This window comes from uncultured Aquabacterium sp. (assembly GCF_947366995.1).
Taxonomy (GTDB): Bacteria; Pseudomonadota; Gammaproteobacteria; order Burkholderiales; family Burkholderiaceae_C; genus Aquabacterium.
In genome coordinates this window covers 1-14,467 of sequence record NZ_CANBCC010000008.1, presented here as the reverse complement: position 1 = coordinate 14,467, position 14,467 = coordinate 1, and the positions used below count along the sequence as shown (strand labels likewise).

The 14,467-nt window shown below is 68.4% G+C and carries 19 protein-coding genes and 1 pseudogene; 8 read left to right on the top strand and 12 right to left on the bottom strand.

Annotated elements, in window-relative coordinates:
- Window positions 1-14 precede the first annotated feature (14 nt).
- From nrdD to Q0Z44_RS03985, 3 genes are read left to right on the top strand one after another with little or no spacing between them, the layout of a single operon-like run.
- Window positions 15-206 (top strand): anaerobic ribonucleoside-triphosphate reductase, encoded by a 192-nt coding sequence (gene nrdD / locus Q0Z44_RS03995; RefSeq protein ID WP_109038654.1) that lies wholly within the window; start codon window positions 15-17, stop codon window positions 204-206.
- On the top strand, window positions 157-909 hold the full coding sequence (locus tag Q0Z44_RS03990; RefSeq protein WP_298010694.1) for an anaerobic ribonucleoside-triphosphate reductase activating protein: 753 nt from the start codon (window positions 157-159) through the stop codon (window positions 907-909). Before nrdD ends, Q0Z44_RS03990 begins: the two co-directional genes overlap by 50 nt.
- A 51-nt stretch (window positions 910-960) precedes the next feature.
- Complete coding sequence (locus Q0Z44_RS03985; protein ID WP_298010691.1) at window positions 961-1,584, top strand: LysE family transporter; 624 nt, start codon at window positions 961-963, stop codon at window positions 1,582-1,584.
- A gap of 15 nt (window positions 1,585-1,599) precedes the next feature.
- On the opposite strand, the gene arsB is transcribed toward Q0Z44_RS03985, so the two are convergent.
- From arsB to Q0Z44_RS03960, 5 genes are read right to left on the bottom strand one after another with little or no spacing between them, the layout of a single operon-like run.
- Window positions 1,600-2,631, bottom strand: a complete 1,032-nt coding sequence (gene arsB / locus Q0Z44_RS03980; RefSeq protein WP_298010660.1) for an ACR3 family arsenite efflux transporter — start codon at window positions 2,629-2,631, stop codon at window positions 1,600-1,602.
- A 12-nt stretch (window positions 2,632-2,643) separates the two neighbouring features.
- Window positions 2,644-3,147 carry an arsenate reductase ArsC gene (locus Q0Z44_RS03975; RefSeq protein ID WP_298010656.1) on the bottom strand — a complete coding sequence of 168 codons (504 nt, stop codon included), beginning with the start codon at window positions 3,145-3,147 and terminating at the stop codon, window positions 2,644-2,646.
- Between the two features lie 5 nt (window positions 3,148-3,152).
- Window positions 3,153-3,647: an arsenate reductase ArsC gene (locus tag Q0Z44_RS03970; RefSeq protein WP_298010653.1), complete on the bottom strand. Its 495-nt coding sequence runs from the start codon at window positions 3,645-3,647 to the stop codon at window positions 3,153-3,155.
- A 7-nt stretch (window positions 3,648-3,654) separates the two neighbouring features.
- Complete coding sequence (locus Q0Z44_RS03965) at window positions 3,655-4,158, bottom strand: ArsI/CadI family heavy metal resistance metalloenzyme (protein ID WP_298010650.1); 504 nt, start codon at window positions 4,156-4,158, stop codon at window positions 3,655-3,657.
- Between the two features lie 12 nt (window positions 4,159-4,170).
- Window positions 4,171-4,518 (bottom strand): helix-turn-helix domain-containing protein, encoded by a 348-nt coding sequence (locus tag Q0Z44_RS03960; protein WP_298010647.1) that lies wholly within the window; start codon window positions 4,516-4,518, stop codon window positions 4,171-4,173.
- 139 nt (window positions 4,519-4,657) lie between these two features.
- Here Q0Z44_RS03960 and Q0Z44_RS03955 point away from each other — a divergent pair, with 139 nt between their 5' ends.
- The 5 genes from Q0Z44_RS03955 to Q0Z44_RS03935 all read left to right on the top strand — a co-directional run bounded on the left by Q0Z44_RS03955 (window position 4,658) and on the right by Q0Z44_RS03935 (window position 8,761).
- Window positions 4,658-4,927 (top strand): helix-turn-helix transcriptional regulator, encoded by a 270-nt coding sequence (locus Q0Z44_RS03955; protein ID WP_298010644.1) that lies wholly within the window; start codon window positions 4,658-4,660, stop codon window positions 4,925-4,927.
- Window positions 4,928-4,930: 3 nt separating this feature from the next.
- Window positions 4,931-6,280, top strand: a complete 1,350-nt coding sequence (locus tag Q0Z44_RS03950) for a type II toxin-antitoxin system HipA family toxin (protein ID WP_298010641.1) — start codon at window positions 4,931-4,933, stop codon at window positions 6,278-6,280.
- A gap of 98 nt (window positions 6,281-6,378) precedes the next feature.
- Entirely contained in the window at window positions 6,379-7,380 is a 1,002-nt protein-coding gene (locus Q0Z44_RS03945; RefSeq protein WP_298010637.1) for a peptidase U32 family protein, read from the top strand.
- Between the two features lie 14 nt (window positions 7,381-7,394).
- Window positions 7,395-8,300: a U32 family peptidase gene (locus Q0Z44_RS03940; protein WP_298010635.1), complete on the top strand. Its 906-nt coding sequence runs from the start codon at window positions 7,395-7,397 to the stop codon at window positions 8,298-8,300.
- Window positions 8,297-8,761, top strand: coding sequence for an SCP2 domain-containing protein (locus Q0Z44_RS03935; protein WP_298010632.1), 465 nt, complete (start codon window positions 8,297-8,299; stop codon window positions 8,759-8,761). Before Q0Z44_RS03940 ends, Q0Z44_RS03935 begins: the two co-directional genes overlap by 4 nt.
- On the opposite strand, the gene Q0Z44_RS03930 is transcribed toward Q0Z44_RS03935, so the two are convergent.
- From Q0Z44_RS03930 to narH, 7 genes and pseudogenes are all read right to left on the bottom strand, one after another.
- Window positions 8,762-9,991 carry an NnrS family protein gene (locus Q0Z44_RS03930; protein WP_298010629.1) on the bottom strand — a complete coding sequence of 410 codons (1,230 nt, stop codon included), beginning with the start codon at window positions 9,989-9,991 and terminating at the stop codon, window positions 8,762-8,764. It lies immediately after the preceding gene.
- Complete coding sequence (locus tag Q0Z44_RS03925) at window positions 9,988-10,704, bottom strand: Crp/Fnr family transcriptional regulator (protein ID WP_298010625.1); 717 nt, start codon at window positions 10,702-10,704, stop codon at window positions 9,988-9,990. Before Q0Z44_RS03925 ends, Q0Z44_RS03930 begins: the two co-directional genes overlap by 4 nt.
- 31 nt (window positions 10,705-10,735) lie before the next feature.
- Window positions 10,736-11,431 (bottom strand): carbonic anhydrase, encoded by a 696-nt coding sequence (locus Q0Z44_RS03920; RefSeq protein ID WP_294637083.1) that lies wholly within the window; start codon window positions 11,429-11,431, stop codon window positions 10,736-10,738.
- A gap of 17 nt (window positions 11,432-11,448) precedes the next feature.
- Entirely contained in the window at window positions 11,449-12,249 is an 801-nt protein-coding gene (locus Q0Z44_RS03915; RefSeq protein ID WP_298010838.1) for a peptidylprolyl isomerase, read from the bottom strand.
- Window positions 12,250-12,282: 33 nt separating this feature from the next.
- A complete protein-coding gene (narI, locus tag Q0Z44_RS03910; protein ID WP_298010620.1) occupies window positions 12,283-12,984 on the bottom strand; it encodes a respiratory nitrate reductase subunit gamma in 702 nt (233 codons plus the stop codon).
- On the bottom strand, window positions 12,981-13,712 hold the full coding sequence (gene narJ / locus Q0Z44_RS03905) for a nitrate reductase molybdenum cofactor assembly chaperone (RefSeq protein ID WP_298010617.1): 732 nt from the start codon (window positions 13,710-13,712) through the stop codon (window positions 12,981-12,983). The genes narI and narJ overlap by 4 nt, the downstream gene beginning before the upstream one ends.
- 3 nt (window positions 13,713-13,715) lie before the next feature.
- Window positions 13,716-14,467 (bottom strand): annotated as a pseudogene (gene narH, locus Q0Z44_RS03900) (nitrate reductase subunit beta); the annotation flags it as partial.

The following is a 14,467-nucleotide window of genomic DNA, read 5'->3' as shown; positions in this document are numbered from 1 at the left end:
TTGAAAGGAAACCCATGTCCGACATCGCACACACCCCCGACGCCCCCCACCCGGTTCTGGCCGAGCACGAACGCCAGCGCTGCGAGGTGTGGACCCGTGTGATGGGCTACCACCGGCCCGTGGCCTCGTTCAACATCGGCAAGAAAGGCGAGTTCCATGAACGGCGCTACTTCATCGAACCTGACCGCGAAGCCGTTCGCGCCTGAGCCGCGCGTGCCCGGTTGCCTGGCTGTCGGCGGGTTCACGCCGCTGAGCACGACCGACTGGCCGGGCAAGCTGGCGGCGGTCGTGTTCGTGCAGGGCTGCCCCTGGCGCTGCCACTATTGCCACAACCCGGATCTGCAGGCGCGGCCCGCAGGCGATGCGAGCCGATGGCATCGGGTGCTCGACACGCTCGTGCAGCGTGTCGGGCTGCTGGATGGCGTCGTGTTCAGCGGCGGTGAGCCGACGCTGGATGCAGCCTTGCCCGATGCGATCCGACGGGTGCGTGACCTGGGCTTCGAGGTCGGTCTGCACACGGCGGGGCTGTACCCCGATCGGCTGGCGCGTTGTCTGCCCCTGGTGGACTGGGTCGCGCTGGACGTTAAGACCGCGTTCGACGACTACGAGGCGGTGACGGGCGTGCGCGGCAGCGGAGAGCCCGTGCGGGACAGCCTGCATCGCGTGCTGGCCAGCGGCAAGCTCCACGAGTTGCGCACCACCTGGCACCCTGCGCTGTTGCCCGATGGCGCCCTCATGCGGCTGGCGGATGAGCTGGCTGAGGCAGGTGCCCACACATGGATGCTGCAAGGCTATCGCCCGACGCCAGACACGCAGGCGGCGCTGGGTGCGGGTTGGCAGACGCCGCCCGCGGCCCTGGTGAGCCGGCTCGCGCGGCCGGGGCTCACGGTGCAGCTGCGCGGCAGCTGAGCGTCCCGGCCCGCCCTGCGCTACAGTGCCCGTTGAACTGTGGAGCGGGCCGTGTCCTTCGAACTCTGGTTGGTTTACCTTGTGGCGGCTGTGGGGCTGTCCTTTGCGCCAGGTCCCAATGGGCTGCTTGCCCTGACGCATGGCGCGCGCTTCGGCCTGCAGCGCACGCTGTTCACTGTGCTGGGCGGTGCGCTGGGCTTTCTGGTGCTGATCGCCGTGTCGCTGGCCGGCATGGGCGCGCTGCTGGCCGCATCCGAGCGGGGCTTCCTGATGGCCAAGATGCTGGGCGCCGCGTACCTGGCCTATCTGGGCCTGCGCCTGTGGATGGCGCCGGCACAACCCATCGCCGTGGCGGCCGATGGTGAGAGCGTGCCCACTGCATCAGCGTTCAAGCTCTTTCTGCAGGGCTTTCTGGTGGCCGTGTCCAACCCCAAGGGCATCGTCTTCTTCGCTGCGTTTCTGCCGCAGTTCATTGTGCCCGGCGTGCCGTTCTGGACGCAGCTGGCGGTGTTTGGTGGCACGTTCGTGGTCGTCGAGGTGCTGTACGAAGCCATGCTGGCTGCACTGGCCCAGCGCATTGCACCCTGGTTGAGCAACCACGCGAGCTGGTTCAACCGGGTGACGGGCGGCGTGTTCGTGGCGTTCGGGGTGGCGCTGGCCAACGCCCATCGTTGAGCCCCTGCCGGGGTGTCACGCCCGGGCCGCCCCCTGCTCGTACCAGCCCTTGCTCTGGTTCACGAGCCGCACCACCAGCAGCATCACCGGCACTTCGATCAGCACGCCCACCACCGTGGCCAGCGCCGCGCCCGACTGGAAGCCGAAGAGGCTGATCGCGGCGGCCACGGCCAGCTCGAAGAAGTTGCTGGCGCCGATCAGGGCGGAAGGGCAGGCCACGCTGTGCGACTCACCCACCCGGCGATTGAGCCAGTAGGCCAAGGCCGAGTTGAAGAACACCTGGATCAGGATGGGCACGGCCAGCATGGCGATGACCAGTGGCTGCTGGATGATGGCCTGGCCCTGGAAGGCAAACAGCAGCACGAGGGTGGCCAGCAGGGCCGAGATGGACCAGGGGCCGATCTTTGCCAGGGCAGCCTCGAACGCCGCGGGCCCGCGTGCCAGCAAGGCCCTGCGGATGACTTGTGCGAGGATGACCGGGATCACGATGTACAGCACCACCGACGTAACCAGCGTGTCCCACGGCACGGTGATGGCCGATAAGCCCAGCAGCAGCCCCACGATGGGTGCAAAGGCGAACACCATGATGGTGTCGTTGAGCGCCACCTGGCTCAAGGTGAACAGGGGGTGGCCGTTGGTCAGCCGGCTCCAGACGAACACCATGGCCGTGCAGGGCGCGGCGGCCAGCAGGATCAGGCCGGCAATGTAGCTGTCGAGTTGGTCAGCGGGCAGCCACGGGGCAAACACCTGGCGCACGAACAGCCAGCCCAGAAAGGCCATTGAAAAGGGCTTCACGGCCCAGTTGACGAACAGCGTGACGCCGATGCCCTTCCAGTGCGACTTCACCTGCGCCAGGCTGGCGAAGTCGACCTTGATGAGCATGGGGGTGACCATGACCCAGATGAGCAGGCCCACAGGCAGATTGACCTGCGCCACCTCCATGCGGCCGATGGCGTGAAAGGGGGCCGGGATGAACTGGCCCAGGGCGATGCCCACGACGATGCACAGGAAAACCCAGACCGTGAGGTAACGCTCGAAGATGCTCATGGTGGCCACCTCTCAGCTGTGCGCGATGGCAGACAGGGCGTCGGCCAGTTCCGACTTGTCCATCGTGTCGAGCGGCAGGGCCAGCAGCTGCAGCATCCGGTAGCCGATGGCCTGGCGCGTGAGCTCGAAAGCCCGGCGCTTGCCCTCATCGCCCCCCTCGGCATTCGAGGGGTCCGGGTAGCCCCAGTGCACTTTGACCGGCTGGCCATGGCCGCCAAAGAAGACGGGGCAGGCTTCCGCCGCCGCGCTGTCACACACGGTGATGACGATGGACAGTGGCGGGGCGTCCGGGCCGGTGAATTCATCCCAGCTCTTGCTGCGGTAGGCCGACGTGTCGATGCCGGCGTTGTTCAGGGCCTCGATGGCAAAGGGATTGAGGCGGCCACTCGGGGCGCTGCCCGCACTGTGCGCCCGGACATCCTTGCCCAGTTTCCGGGCCAGGTGGTTGAGCATGCCTTCGGACAGCACGCTGCGTGCGGAGTTGTGCGTGCACAGGATCAGGACGTGGACGGTCATGGGAATCAGAGCTTGCCGATGGCGTTGAGTTGAGACTGGATGGAAAGCGAGGCGAGGCTGCTTTCCGGCAAGGCGAGCATCAGCTCGATGCGCCGCTTCAGGATCTGGGCGACGTCGGTGAAGGCCTGCTGTTGACGCTCCGGGCTGCCCTCCACGGCCGCCGGATCGGCCACCCCCCAATGGGCAGTAACCGGCTGGCCTGGCCACACGGGGCACACCTCCCCTGCGGCGTTGTCGCAGACGGTGAAGACGAAGTCCAGCCGCGGTGCGCCAGCCTGCGCGAACTCATCCCAGCTCTTGCTGTGGAAGTCGGTCTGGGGCACCCCGAGGCGGCTCAGCACGGCCAGTGCGAGCGGGTGCACGACGCCTTTCGGCTGGCTGCCAGCGGACCAGGCGATGAAGCGGCCTGCCCCCAGCTTGTTGAGCAGGGCTTCGGCAATGATGGACCGGGCAGAGTTGCCTGTGCAGACGAACAGGACGTGGTACGGCTTGTCGGTCATGGGCGCCTCAGCAGCAGCTGGAGCCGGTCGGCTTGACGGGGATGGGGAAGGGGCGGGTGCGGTTCACCGGCGTGCAGCAGGCGCTGGCTTCCGTGCTGGCCGAAGCGGCTGTTTGCTGGGCCAGGTCGGGCGACTCGCGGAAGGTCGGGATGGTGCCCAGGGTGCGGAAGTGCTCCCACGGCAGACCTTGCGGGTCGAGCACCCAGTGCTTGTCGCTGCGCGCATAGCAGCAGGTGGTCGCCCCTTCGTCGATCAGGGCGAGGTCGGCTGCCTGCGCCTGGGCCTTGAGCGCGGTGAGGTCGGCTTCGTCATCGACCTGGATGCCGAGGTGGTCCAGCCCCACATGGCCCTGGCCGCGCGTGGAAATCGCGAAGTTCACGGCCGGGTCATCCAGCATCCATTTCGCGTAATCGGCTTCGACCCGCGCGGGTTGGGCGCCGAACATCTTCGAATAGAAGTCGATGTTGCGGGCGAGGTCGTCGACGTGGATGTGGACGTGGAATCGCTTCATGGTCAGCTCCGGTCAGCAGGCAGAACAGGCACGCGCAGAAGACGGCGCGCTCGGGGTGGCAGTAGGGCTGCAGGGCTGGCCCTGGCAGCAGTGCTCGGTCAGGTAACCCAGCAGGCCGTTCATGTGGTCGAAGGCGGCCCGGTAGATCAGGTGGCGCCCATTGCGCTCCTGCGAGATCAGCCCGGCGTGGGTCAATTCCTTGAGGTGGAAGGACAGCGAGGTGGCGGGCACGTCGAGTTGCTCGGTCAGGGCGCCCGGGGTGAGGCCGGCCGGACCGGCAACCACGAGCGCGCGAAACACGCGCAGGCGGACGGGTTGGGCCAGGGCGGCAAGGGACTGGATGACGTCTTTCTCTTCCATTGTTCAATAATAGTTGAATCAATGAATCTGTCAAGCCGACACGGTGAGTCGTGGCTGAGCGAACAGCTTACGAACTGTATTTGCGTTTTACGCATCTGAAGCTGTAATATCTGAATACAGATCAGAGGCTGTACACGCCATGCCCCAATTCCCCCTCCGCACCGCGGCCCAGTTGCCGCCCCTGTTGCAGGCCTTTCGCAAGGCAGCCGGCCTCACGCAGAGGGAGGTGGCGCTGCGCCTGGGCGTGTCGCAGCAAACGTACTCCGCCATGGAGCGCAATGCGGACAAGGTCGGGGCGGCGCGTCTGCTCAGGCTGTTGCACATCCTGGGCGTGGAACTCGTGCTGACCCAGCCCGGGCAGAGCGCACCGGCTGATTCGGATGCCGGCAGCGACAAGCCGATCTGGTAAGCCATGGGCCGCCTCTCGCACACCCGCACGTTGGGACTCTGGATGAATGGCGAGCGCGTCGGGGCCTGGCGTGTGGCACCCAACGCACCGGACACGCTGCAGTATGACCCGGCCTGGACGGTCTCCCCGCAGGGGCGGCCGTTGTCGTTGTCGCTGCCCTTTACCCCGGGCAACGCCCCGCACCGCGGCCCGGCCGTGCGTGCCTATTTCGAGAACCTCCTGCCCGACAGCAAGGACATCCGCGAGCGCATGGCGCATCGCTTTCGCGTGGGCTCCACCGAGGCATTTGCCTTGTTGGCCGAAGTGGGGCGCGACTGTGTGGGCGCGCTCGAGATCCTGCCCGAGGGCCAGGCCGTGGCCGGAGTGGCACCGCTGCAGACCGAACCGCTGACAGAGGCCCAGGTCGCGCAAGTGCTGCGCGGTGCCACCACCTCACGGGCGCTGCGATGGTCGGGCGAGGCCGACGACTTCCGCATCTCGATCGCCGGAGCGCAGGAGAAGACCGCCCTGCTATGGCATGACGGATGGTGGCACCGGCCACGCGGCCACACGCCCACCACCCACATCTTCAAGCTGCCCCTGGGTCTGATTGGCGGCATGCGCCTGGACATGCGTCACTCGGTGGAGAACGAGTGGCTGTGCGCCCAGATTCTCGGGGCCTTTGGTATCCCGGTGGCGGCTTGTCAGCCCGCGCAATTCGAGGAGCTCAAGGTGCTGGTGGTCGAGCGCTTCGATCGTGCCTGGTGGACATCGCCGGCCGGAGACCGCCGGCTCCTGCGCCTGCCGCAGGAAGACCTCTGTCAGGCCACCGGAGTGCCTCCCGAGGCCAAGTACGAGGCCGACGGTGGCCCGGGCATGGACCGGATCTTCGACGTGCTGGACGGCTCGATGAACCGTGAGCCTGACCGGCGCGTCTTCTTTCTGGCGCAGCTGCTTTTCTGGATGCTGTGCGCCACCGACGGGCATGCCAAGAACTTCAGCCTGTTTCTTCGCCCGGGCGGCCGCTACCAGCTGACGCCGCTGTATGACGTGCTGTCGGCCTATCCGGTGCTGGGCGGCGGCCCGGGGCAGATCGCGCCGCTGCGCGCTCGAATGGCGATGGCGGTGCGATCTCGCAACGCCCATTGGCACCGGCGCGACATCATGCGCCGCCATTGGGTGGCGCTCGGTGCCCGGCACGGGGTGTTGACCGAGGAGGGGCTGGATGCCTCGCACCTGATCGACGCGGTGGTGACGCGCACACCCGCGGTGGTGACCGCCGTGCAGGCGAGGTTGCCTGCGGGCTTTCCGGCACAGGTGGCCGAGACCATTCTCGCTGGCCTGCAGGATGCGGCCCGACGACTGTCCGGCTGAGGTGTTGACGGGTCCAGGCAACGCCACCGCCGCAGCTTGACCCTGCGCAAAGCCCTCCTGACAGGGGGTGCCTAGAGTGCGCCTCCATGGATGCAGTCATGAAGCCCGAACTGGTCTGTCCGGCCGGTTCACCGCGCGCGCTCGACGTTGCGCTGGAAGCCGGTGCCGATGCGGTCTACCTCGGCCTGCGCGATGCCACCAACGCCCGCAATTTTGCCGGGCTCAATTTTTCTCCCGCTGAACTGAAAGTCGCCGTACAGCAGGCTCACCGGTTGAGCCGCAAGGTGCTGATGGCGATCAACACGCAGGCGCTGGCATCCGACCCGGCAGGCTGGTTCCGCGCCGTCGATGCCGCGGCCGACGCGGGCGTCGATGCGCTCATCGTGGCCGATGTGGCCGTGATGGCCTATGCGAAGCGCCATCACCCGGATTTGCGGTTGCACCTGTCGGTGCAGGGCTCGGCCACCAACCACGAGGCGATTGCGCTGTACCACGAGCGCTATGGCATCCAGCGTGCGGTTCTGCCGCGGGTGCTGACCCTGTCGCAGGTGGCCCATGTGATTCGCCAGTCGCCGGTCGAGATCGAAGTCTTCGGCTTCGGTAGCCTGTGCGTGATGGTAGAGGGCCGTTGTGCGCTGTCGTCGTACGCCACCGGGTGTTCTCCGAACAACGCGGGCGTGTGCTCCCCCGCGGAAGCCGTGCGCTGGGAGGAGCAGGGCGGGCAGGTGGACGCGCGCTTGGGCGGCGTGCTCATCGACCGCTACGGGCCCGGCGAGCACCGGGCCTATCCCACGCTGTGCAAGGGTCGCTTCGACGTGGCCGGGCAACTGGACCACGCACTGGAAGAGCCCACCAGCCTGAACACGCTCGATGTGTTGCCCGAGCTCATCCAGGCCGGCGTGTCGGCCATCAAGATCGAAGGGCGACAGCGCAGTGCAGCCTACATCAGGCAGGTCACCAAGGTGTGGCGCCAGGCGATCGACCAGGCCATGGCCGGGTTGGACCGCTTCCAGGTGGCACCTGTGTGGCGACAGACTCTGGAGCGGGTCTCCGAAGGGCGCCAGACGACGCTGGGCGCGCTGAGTCGACCTTGGCAATGAAACCGGATCACGACATGAGCCTGAGCCTGACCATCGGACCGGTGCAATACCACTGGGGCCGCGATGCCCTCCTGCAGTTCTACGCGGACGTGGCCGACAGCACCGCACGGGATGTCGTCATCGGCGAGGTGGTGTGCTCGCGGCGGCGCGACATGAAGCCCGTCGACTGGGTTGCCATCGCGGCCGAGTTGACCCAGGCCGGCAAACAGGTGTGGCTGGGCACGCTGGCCCTGATTGAAACCGAGGCCGAGCTGCGTGCGGTGCGGCAGGCGGTCGAGCGCGGTGACGTGCAGATCGAGGCCAACGATGCGGCCGCTGTGCGGCTGGCCTGGCACGCCGGGCGCCCCTGGTCGATCGGCACGCATGTGAACGTCTACAGCAGCGAGGCCCTGGCCGAGTATCGGGACATGGGCGCCACCCGGTGGCTCGCCCCGGTCGAGCTGGACCTGGCGGGCGTGCGGACGGTGGCTGCGGCGCACCGCGACGCGATCGCGGTGGAGGTGATGGCCTTCGGCCGCCTGCCGCTGGCCTTGTCGGCACGGTGCTTCACGGCCCGACACCACAACCTGCAGAAGGACCAGTGCGGCTTCATCTGCCGGGACGATCCGGACGGCTGCACGGTGAGATCGCAGGAGGGGCAGGTGTTCCTCGCACTCAATGGCATCCAGACGCAGTCGGGGGCGGTGCAATGCCTGGTGCACCACCTGCCGGCCTTGCGCGCGGCGGGCGTGAATGCGCTGAGGCTGTCGCCGTGCTCGCAGGACTTCCGCGAGGTGATGGCCGTGTACGAGGCCCTGGTGGTCGGCGATCTGGCCGCGCAGGAAGCCGAGCGCGTGCTGCGTGGCCTGCGCCTGCCCGGGCCGCTGGCCGACGGCTTTGCAACGGCCCGCGAGCCGGGCATGAACTGGAGCATGGCATGACGACGACCTCGACCCCCGCTTGGCCGTGGACAGCCCTGGCCCGTGTGGCGCCCACGCTGTCTGCGGTGGCGCGCCGCCTGCCGACACAGCCGCCTTCGTGGGCAGCGGCTCAGTTCCTGACCCAGCGCTGGTGGCCGCTCGTCTCGCCCGAGATCCAGGCGCGACTGTGTGGGCGCCGCGTCGATGTGGTGGTGACAGACCTTGGTGTGACGCTGCACCTGCGGGCCACGCCGGGCGGGCTGGTCGTGGCTCAACCGAGCGAGCCGGTGGCGGTGCGCCTGCAGGCCGAGGCCCGTGCCTTCATCGACCTGATGCAGGGCCGCGATGACCCGGACACGCTGTTCTTCGAGCAGCGCCTGGTGATGGAGGGCGATACGGCCTTCGCGTTGTTGCTCAAGAACACGCTGGATGCCATCGGCCCGGTGGAGTGGCGGCCCTGGCGGCCGGCCGCGCGGGGCTGATCAGCCTGGGCGCCCGTCGCGTCGGGGGCGCAGGTACCACCGGATCAGGCGCACCGACCACACGCCCAGCACAGCCAGCCAGGCCCACGCCGCAGCGGGGGTGAGCCAGGGCGAGGCGGCCGGCCAGAGCTGTGCCACCAGCCGCGTCACGGCCACGCCTTGCAGGGCCAGGAAAACGGCCCACACGAAGTCGTCGGCCACCAGGGTGCGGCCGCCGTGACCGCAACTCACGCGGGTCACCATGGCCATGAGCAGCGAGCCGAGCGCGCCGATGCCCAGTGCATGCACGGCCAGCAGCGGATCGGCGTGGAGCTCGAGCAGAAAGGCCACGCCCAGCCAGACAAAGCCCAGGTGCAGCATGGCGAGCAGGCGAATGCGCAGGCTCTGCACCAGGCCCCAGCGCACGCCCAGGGCGATCACGAGCAGGCCCCAAGGCAGTGCGAGAGCTGGGCGCACGTAGCCGGGCAGCGTCGCGCGGGGCAGCACCCCGAGCGCATCCCCGACGTGCAGGACGCCCTGGGCCCACAGGCCGGACAGCAGCGTCCACAAGAGCCAGTTCGGTCGCCAGGCGTCCAGTGCCGGCATGGCCGCGGCCGTGAAGAAGGGAATCATGCGGTGCAGCGCCACCACGAACACTGGGGCGATCCAGAACCACAGCAGGCCCAGCAACGTGGCGTGCCACAGCGGCCAGGCGCCTTGCTGCAGGGCCACCGCAGACACCGCCAGCAGCACGGCGCCCACACAGCCCGACACGGCAATCAAACGGGCATGCAGGGTGTCCTCCTGCCGGCTCTGGCGCAGCAGCCCGATGAAGCGGATCAGCAGGTCCAGCCAGCCCAGCAGGCTCAGCAGCAGCCCGGCACTGGTCCAGGCAGGGTGCCAATATGCGCCAATGGCTGCGACCCACCACCCGGCGCACAGCGCCACGCTGCCGCGCAGCAGCTGCGGTGCCGTGGGCGCCGTCACGTTGAGCCAGCGCGGGCCGGCCGTGAACAGGAAGCCGATGAAGTACAGCGGCATGAAGGCGCCGACCATCAGCTGTGCGTGCAGCCAGCCAGGCGGCAGGGCCATGCCGGGGTGACCGGTCCAGCGCAGGGCGTTGAACCCCGCCCACCAGCCGGAGACAGCCAGCAGGTTTACTGCCGCCAGAAAGAAGCCAAGGCGGTGGGGAGCCCACAACAGGTGGGCCAGGCGCAGGGGACCGGGCTCGGCCGGGCGGGTGGGCTTCATCGCTGGATGGCCAGCCGCTCGGGATGCGGGATGCAGATTTCGCGACGGTGCATGTGAATCAGCCTGGCCAGGTGGAGCTCGCGCAGGATACGGGAGAAGTGTTCGGGGGTGATCGACAACAACGATGCCACCGTGTTCTTGCTGACCGGCAGCTCGACCAGCCGCTGCTCACCCTCATCCGATGGCGCCTCTGCGGCCGGCGCCGACCGCGCCAGCGTCGGCAGGTGCAGCAGATAGCTGCACACCCGTTCCATGGCGGTGCGCAGTGTGGTGGCCTCGATCTCGCGCATCATGCGGCGTACCTGTCGGGCCGCATCGTCCAGCAGGCGCGTGGCCATCTCGGGATCACGCTGCAGTTCCATCCGCAGCACGTCGCCCGGAACGATGAGCACCACGGCGGCCGTCAGCGCCTGCGCATGGTGCTGGTGTGTTTCGGCGTGGGTCATGTGCGTGCCGGGCAGCGTCTCGCCCCGGCCCACCACGTCGATCACCTTCTCATGGCCATCCGGGGCGCGCGCGTAGACCTTGACCTGGCCGTCCAGCACCGCGTGCAGTCCTTCGCAGAGGCCGCCGGCCGAGAACACCTCCCCGCCCCGCGGGATTGAGCGGAGTTCGCACTGCGCCATCAGATCGACCAGCCGCGCATGGTCGAGCCGCGAAAAGGCGGCGTTCTCAGCCAGGCGGGCAGCGGCGCCGCTCGTGTCCATGGGCATGGTCGCAAGGCTCCTGCGCGCTTCGGCGGGCTCAGTGCTCGCCCCAGCGCGTGTCGATTTCGTTGAACACCACCGCGTCGTCGGCCGGTGGCTCGTGATACGGGCCGGTGCCGCTGTGACTGGCCTGCGAGGCCGGCAGAAACTGCCCGGTCCGCACATCGAAGACATGCACCTCACCATCCTCGATCACGTAATGCCAGCCGTGCAGCGTGACCTCACGGCGCTCCACCCGCGCGCGCACCATGGGGTAGTCCATCAGCCGCTCGAGCTGCAGCACCACGGCGCGTTGCTCGGTGCGCCGCAACGCTTCGGGCGTCACCTGCACGGGCAGCGCGGCCTCGCGGGCCATGTCGAGCCAACCCTGCAGGTTGCGGGCTTCGGCGGGCACTTCTTCGTACAGCGCCTTCATGGCGCCGCAGTGCGAGTGTCCGCACACCACAATGCGTGACACCTTGAGGTTCAACATCGCGAACTCGATGGCCGCCGCCGTGCCATGCAGGCCGTGCAGCCCCATGTAGGGCGGCACGAGTGCGCCGACGTTGCGCACGATGAACAGCTCGCCCGGCCCTGCGCCCGTGAGCAGATAGGGCACCAGGCGCGAGTCCGAGCAGCCGATGAACAGCGTGGTCGGATGCTGACCGTCCGTCACCAGCGTCTGGAAGCGCGACTGGTGCTGCGGAAAGAAGTCGTCGTGGAAGCGTCGCAGACGCTGCAGCAGGTCGTCCATGGCGGGACCTTCCTCGCTCACTGCAGCAGCGGCGACGTGGCCGCGTCGATGTCGGCACCTTCCACTCCGTGCTGTGCCGCCAGCACGGCACAGGCCTGACGCAGGGCGGTGGCAAAGGCCTGCTGCTTGAGCGCCTGGGCCACGGCCTGCTGCACGGCTTCGAACGGGGGCTGGGTGCCGGGCTCGCGCTCGCTGACCTCCACCACGTGCAGGCCGAAGCGGCTGTGAACCAGCCGTGGCAGCACGCCGATGTGGGCCTGGGCCTCGTCCTGGCCAAACAGTTCGCGGGCGAACTCCGGCGCGCATTCCTCGGCCGTGAGCCAGCCCAGCGCACCGCCGTCCGCCCCGCTGGGGCAGTTGGACAGCGCACGGGCCTGCTCGGCAAAGGTCTCGGGTGCGGCGCGCACGGCGATCAGCACCTGCTCGGCGCGCTGCCGCAGCGCCTGCACGTCCACGCCCTCGGTGACGGCAAACAGGATGTGGCGCGCCTGGACCCGCTCGCCCTGCGCGTAACGGGCGCTGTGGGCGGCATGGTAGCGGCGGCACGTGGCCTCGTCGGGCTCGGGCAGGGTGATGTGGCGGGCGAGCCAGGCGTCGATGGCGTCGGCGGCAGCCTCGCTGAGCACGCCTTCCACGGGCGCCGGGTCATCGGCGTCGAGCAGGCCGTCTTCGATCGCGGCCAGACGCAGCAGAGCCAGGCTGGCGATCTGGCGGCGCTCCGCGTCGGTCAGTGCGGCGGGCTCGGGGTGGAGCACGTCCGGGCCCACGCGCAGGATCGACTGCAGCGCGGGAGACGATGGGATGGGGAGGTCCATGATGAGGGGCCTTTCAGGCGGTTCGCACGGGGCGTTTCAGCGCGGCAGGCCGGTGCGGCGGCTGCGGACGAGCTGCCACGGACGGGCAACGTAGCCCACCGAGGCGAAGCCGCTCCACACGTGCACGAGGCGCGTGAAGGGGAAGAGGATGAACAGCGTCATGCCGGCGACCATGTGAACCTTGAAGACGGTCGACACGTCGGCAATCATGCTGGCGGCGTCCCCGCGGAAGGTCACGATGTGCTGAGCCCAGGCCATCAGCTGCAGCATGGTTTCGCCATCGCGGTGCTGCAGCGACAGCGGCACGGTCGACAGGCCGAGCAACAGGGTGCCCAGGATCCAGAACAGCACGACGAAGTCACGCGGCTTGGAGGTGGCGCGCACACGCGGGTCGTTCAGGCGGCGGGCAATCAGCATCAGCAGGCCGATCAGGCACAGGCTGCCGAGCGTGCCACCGGCCACGACGGCCAGCATCTGCTTCTGCGAGGCCGACACACCCAGGGCGTGCACCAGGTCGGCCGGGGTCAGCATGCCGACCAGGTGGCCGAAGAACAGGCCGATGATGCCCAGGTGGAACAGGTTGGAGCCGGCACGCAGCAGGCCGCCCGAGAGCATCTGGCTCGATTCGCTGCGCCAGGTGTACTGATCACGGTCGAAACGCACCAGGCTGCCCAGCAGGAACACGACCATGGCGATGTAGGGATAGATCCCGAAGAAGAACTGGTGGGTGAGGCTCATGCTGATGCTCCTCGTTGCGGCGCAGCGGCTTGCTTGCGCACGATGTGGATGGGTTGGGGAACGTCGGGGCGCTGCTGGCCGCGGCTGCTGCAGCCGCCGAAGGCATCCGGCTCCTGCCAGGCGTCGTCCAGGGCTTCGTCCTCGGTGACCTCGGTCGGCTCGATGGCCTGGGCCATCAGCTCGAGCACCGCCGCCGGGATGTGGGCATACAGGCTGCGCCGTTTCAGCAGCGCCGCGTACAGCGCGTTCAGGATGTGGGCGAACTCGCCGGTGAAGTCGCGTGCGGCCGGGCCGTCCAGCGTCGAGACGAACTCGAGCACCAGAGGCAGGTAGTCCGGCAGCTCACCACCCTGGTCGGGGTGCAGGTGCAGGCCGGCTTCCTCGTAGGTGCGGATCAGGTCGACCATGGCCTGGCCGCGGTCGCGCGAATCGCCGTGCACGTGTTCGAACAGGTGCAGCGAGGTGGCGCGGCCCCGGTCGAACAGCTCCACGTAGTCGGACTCGACCTCGTACGGATCGCTGTGCTGCAGCTGGCTCACCAGCCGAGCCAGACCGGCCTGGCGGTCGGCCGACAGCCAGCGCTCGTCACGCAGGGCCTGGGCCAGCTCGCCCAGGTGCTCGCGCTGGGTCGCGTCCGGATAAGCCAGAAGGCGTGCCAGGGCACGCAGGCTGCGCGCCGGGGTGGCGGCGGGGGCCACGGCCAGGTCGGCATTCAGGATGTCGCTCATGGCTTAGATCTCCGACTTGATGGGGATGGTGCGCTTCTTCTTGGCACCGAACAGGCTGGGCTCGCTGTGGCCGTCCGAGCAGCCGTTGCCGAACGAGAAGCCGCAGCCGCCCTTCATGTCGAAGGCGTCTTCGGCGTACTCGCGGTGGGCCGACGGGATCACGAAGCGATCTTCGTAGTTGGCGATCGCCATGATCTGGTACATGTCTTCCACCAGATCGGGCGTCAGGCCCACCTGGTCGATGGCCTTCATGTTGGGCTGGCCGTCGACATGCTTGCCGCGCATGTAGGCGCGCATGGCGAGCATGCGTTCCAGGGCGCGCGACACGGGTGCGACGTCACCGGCGGTCATCAGGTTGGCCAGGTACTTCAGCGGGATGCGCAGCTGGTTGACGTCCGGGATCTCGCCGTTGGTGCCGACGTGGCCCGAGTGGGCGGCGGCCTGGATAGGCGAGAGGGGCGGGATGTACCAGACCATCGGCAGCGTGCGGTACTCGGGGTGCAGCGGCAGGGCCACCTTCCAGTCCACGGCCATCTTGTAGACGGGGCTGTTGCGGGCGGCGGTCAGCCACGCCTCGGGCACGCCGTCGGCACGGGCCTGTTCGATCACCTTCGGGTCGTTGGGATCCAGGAAGATGTCGAGCTGGGCCTGGTACAGGTCACGGTCGTGCTCGGTGCTGGCGGCCTGCTCGATGCGGTCCGCGTCGTACAGCAGCACGCCCAGGTAGCGGATGCGGCCCACGCAGGTTTCCGAGC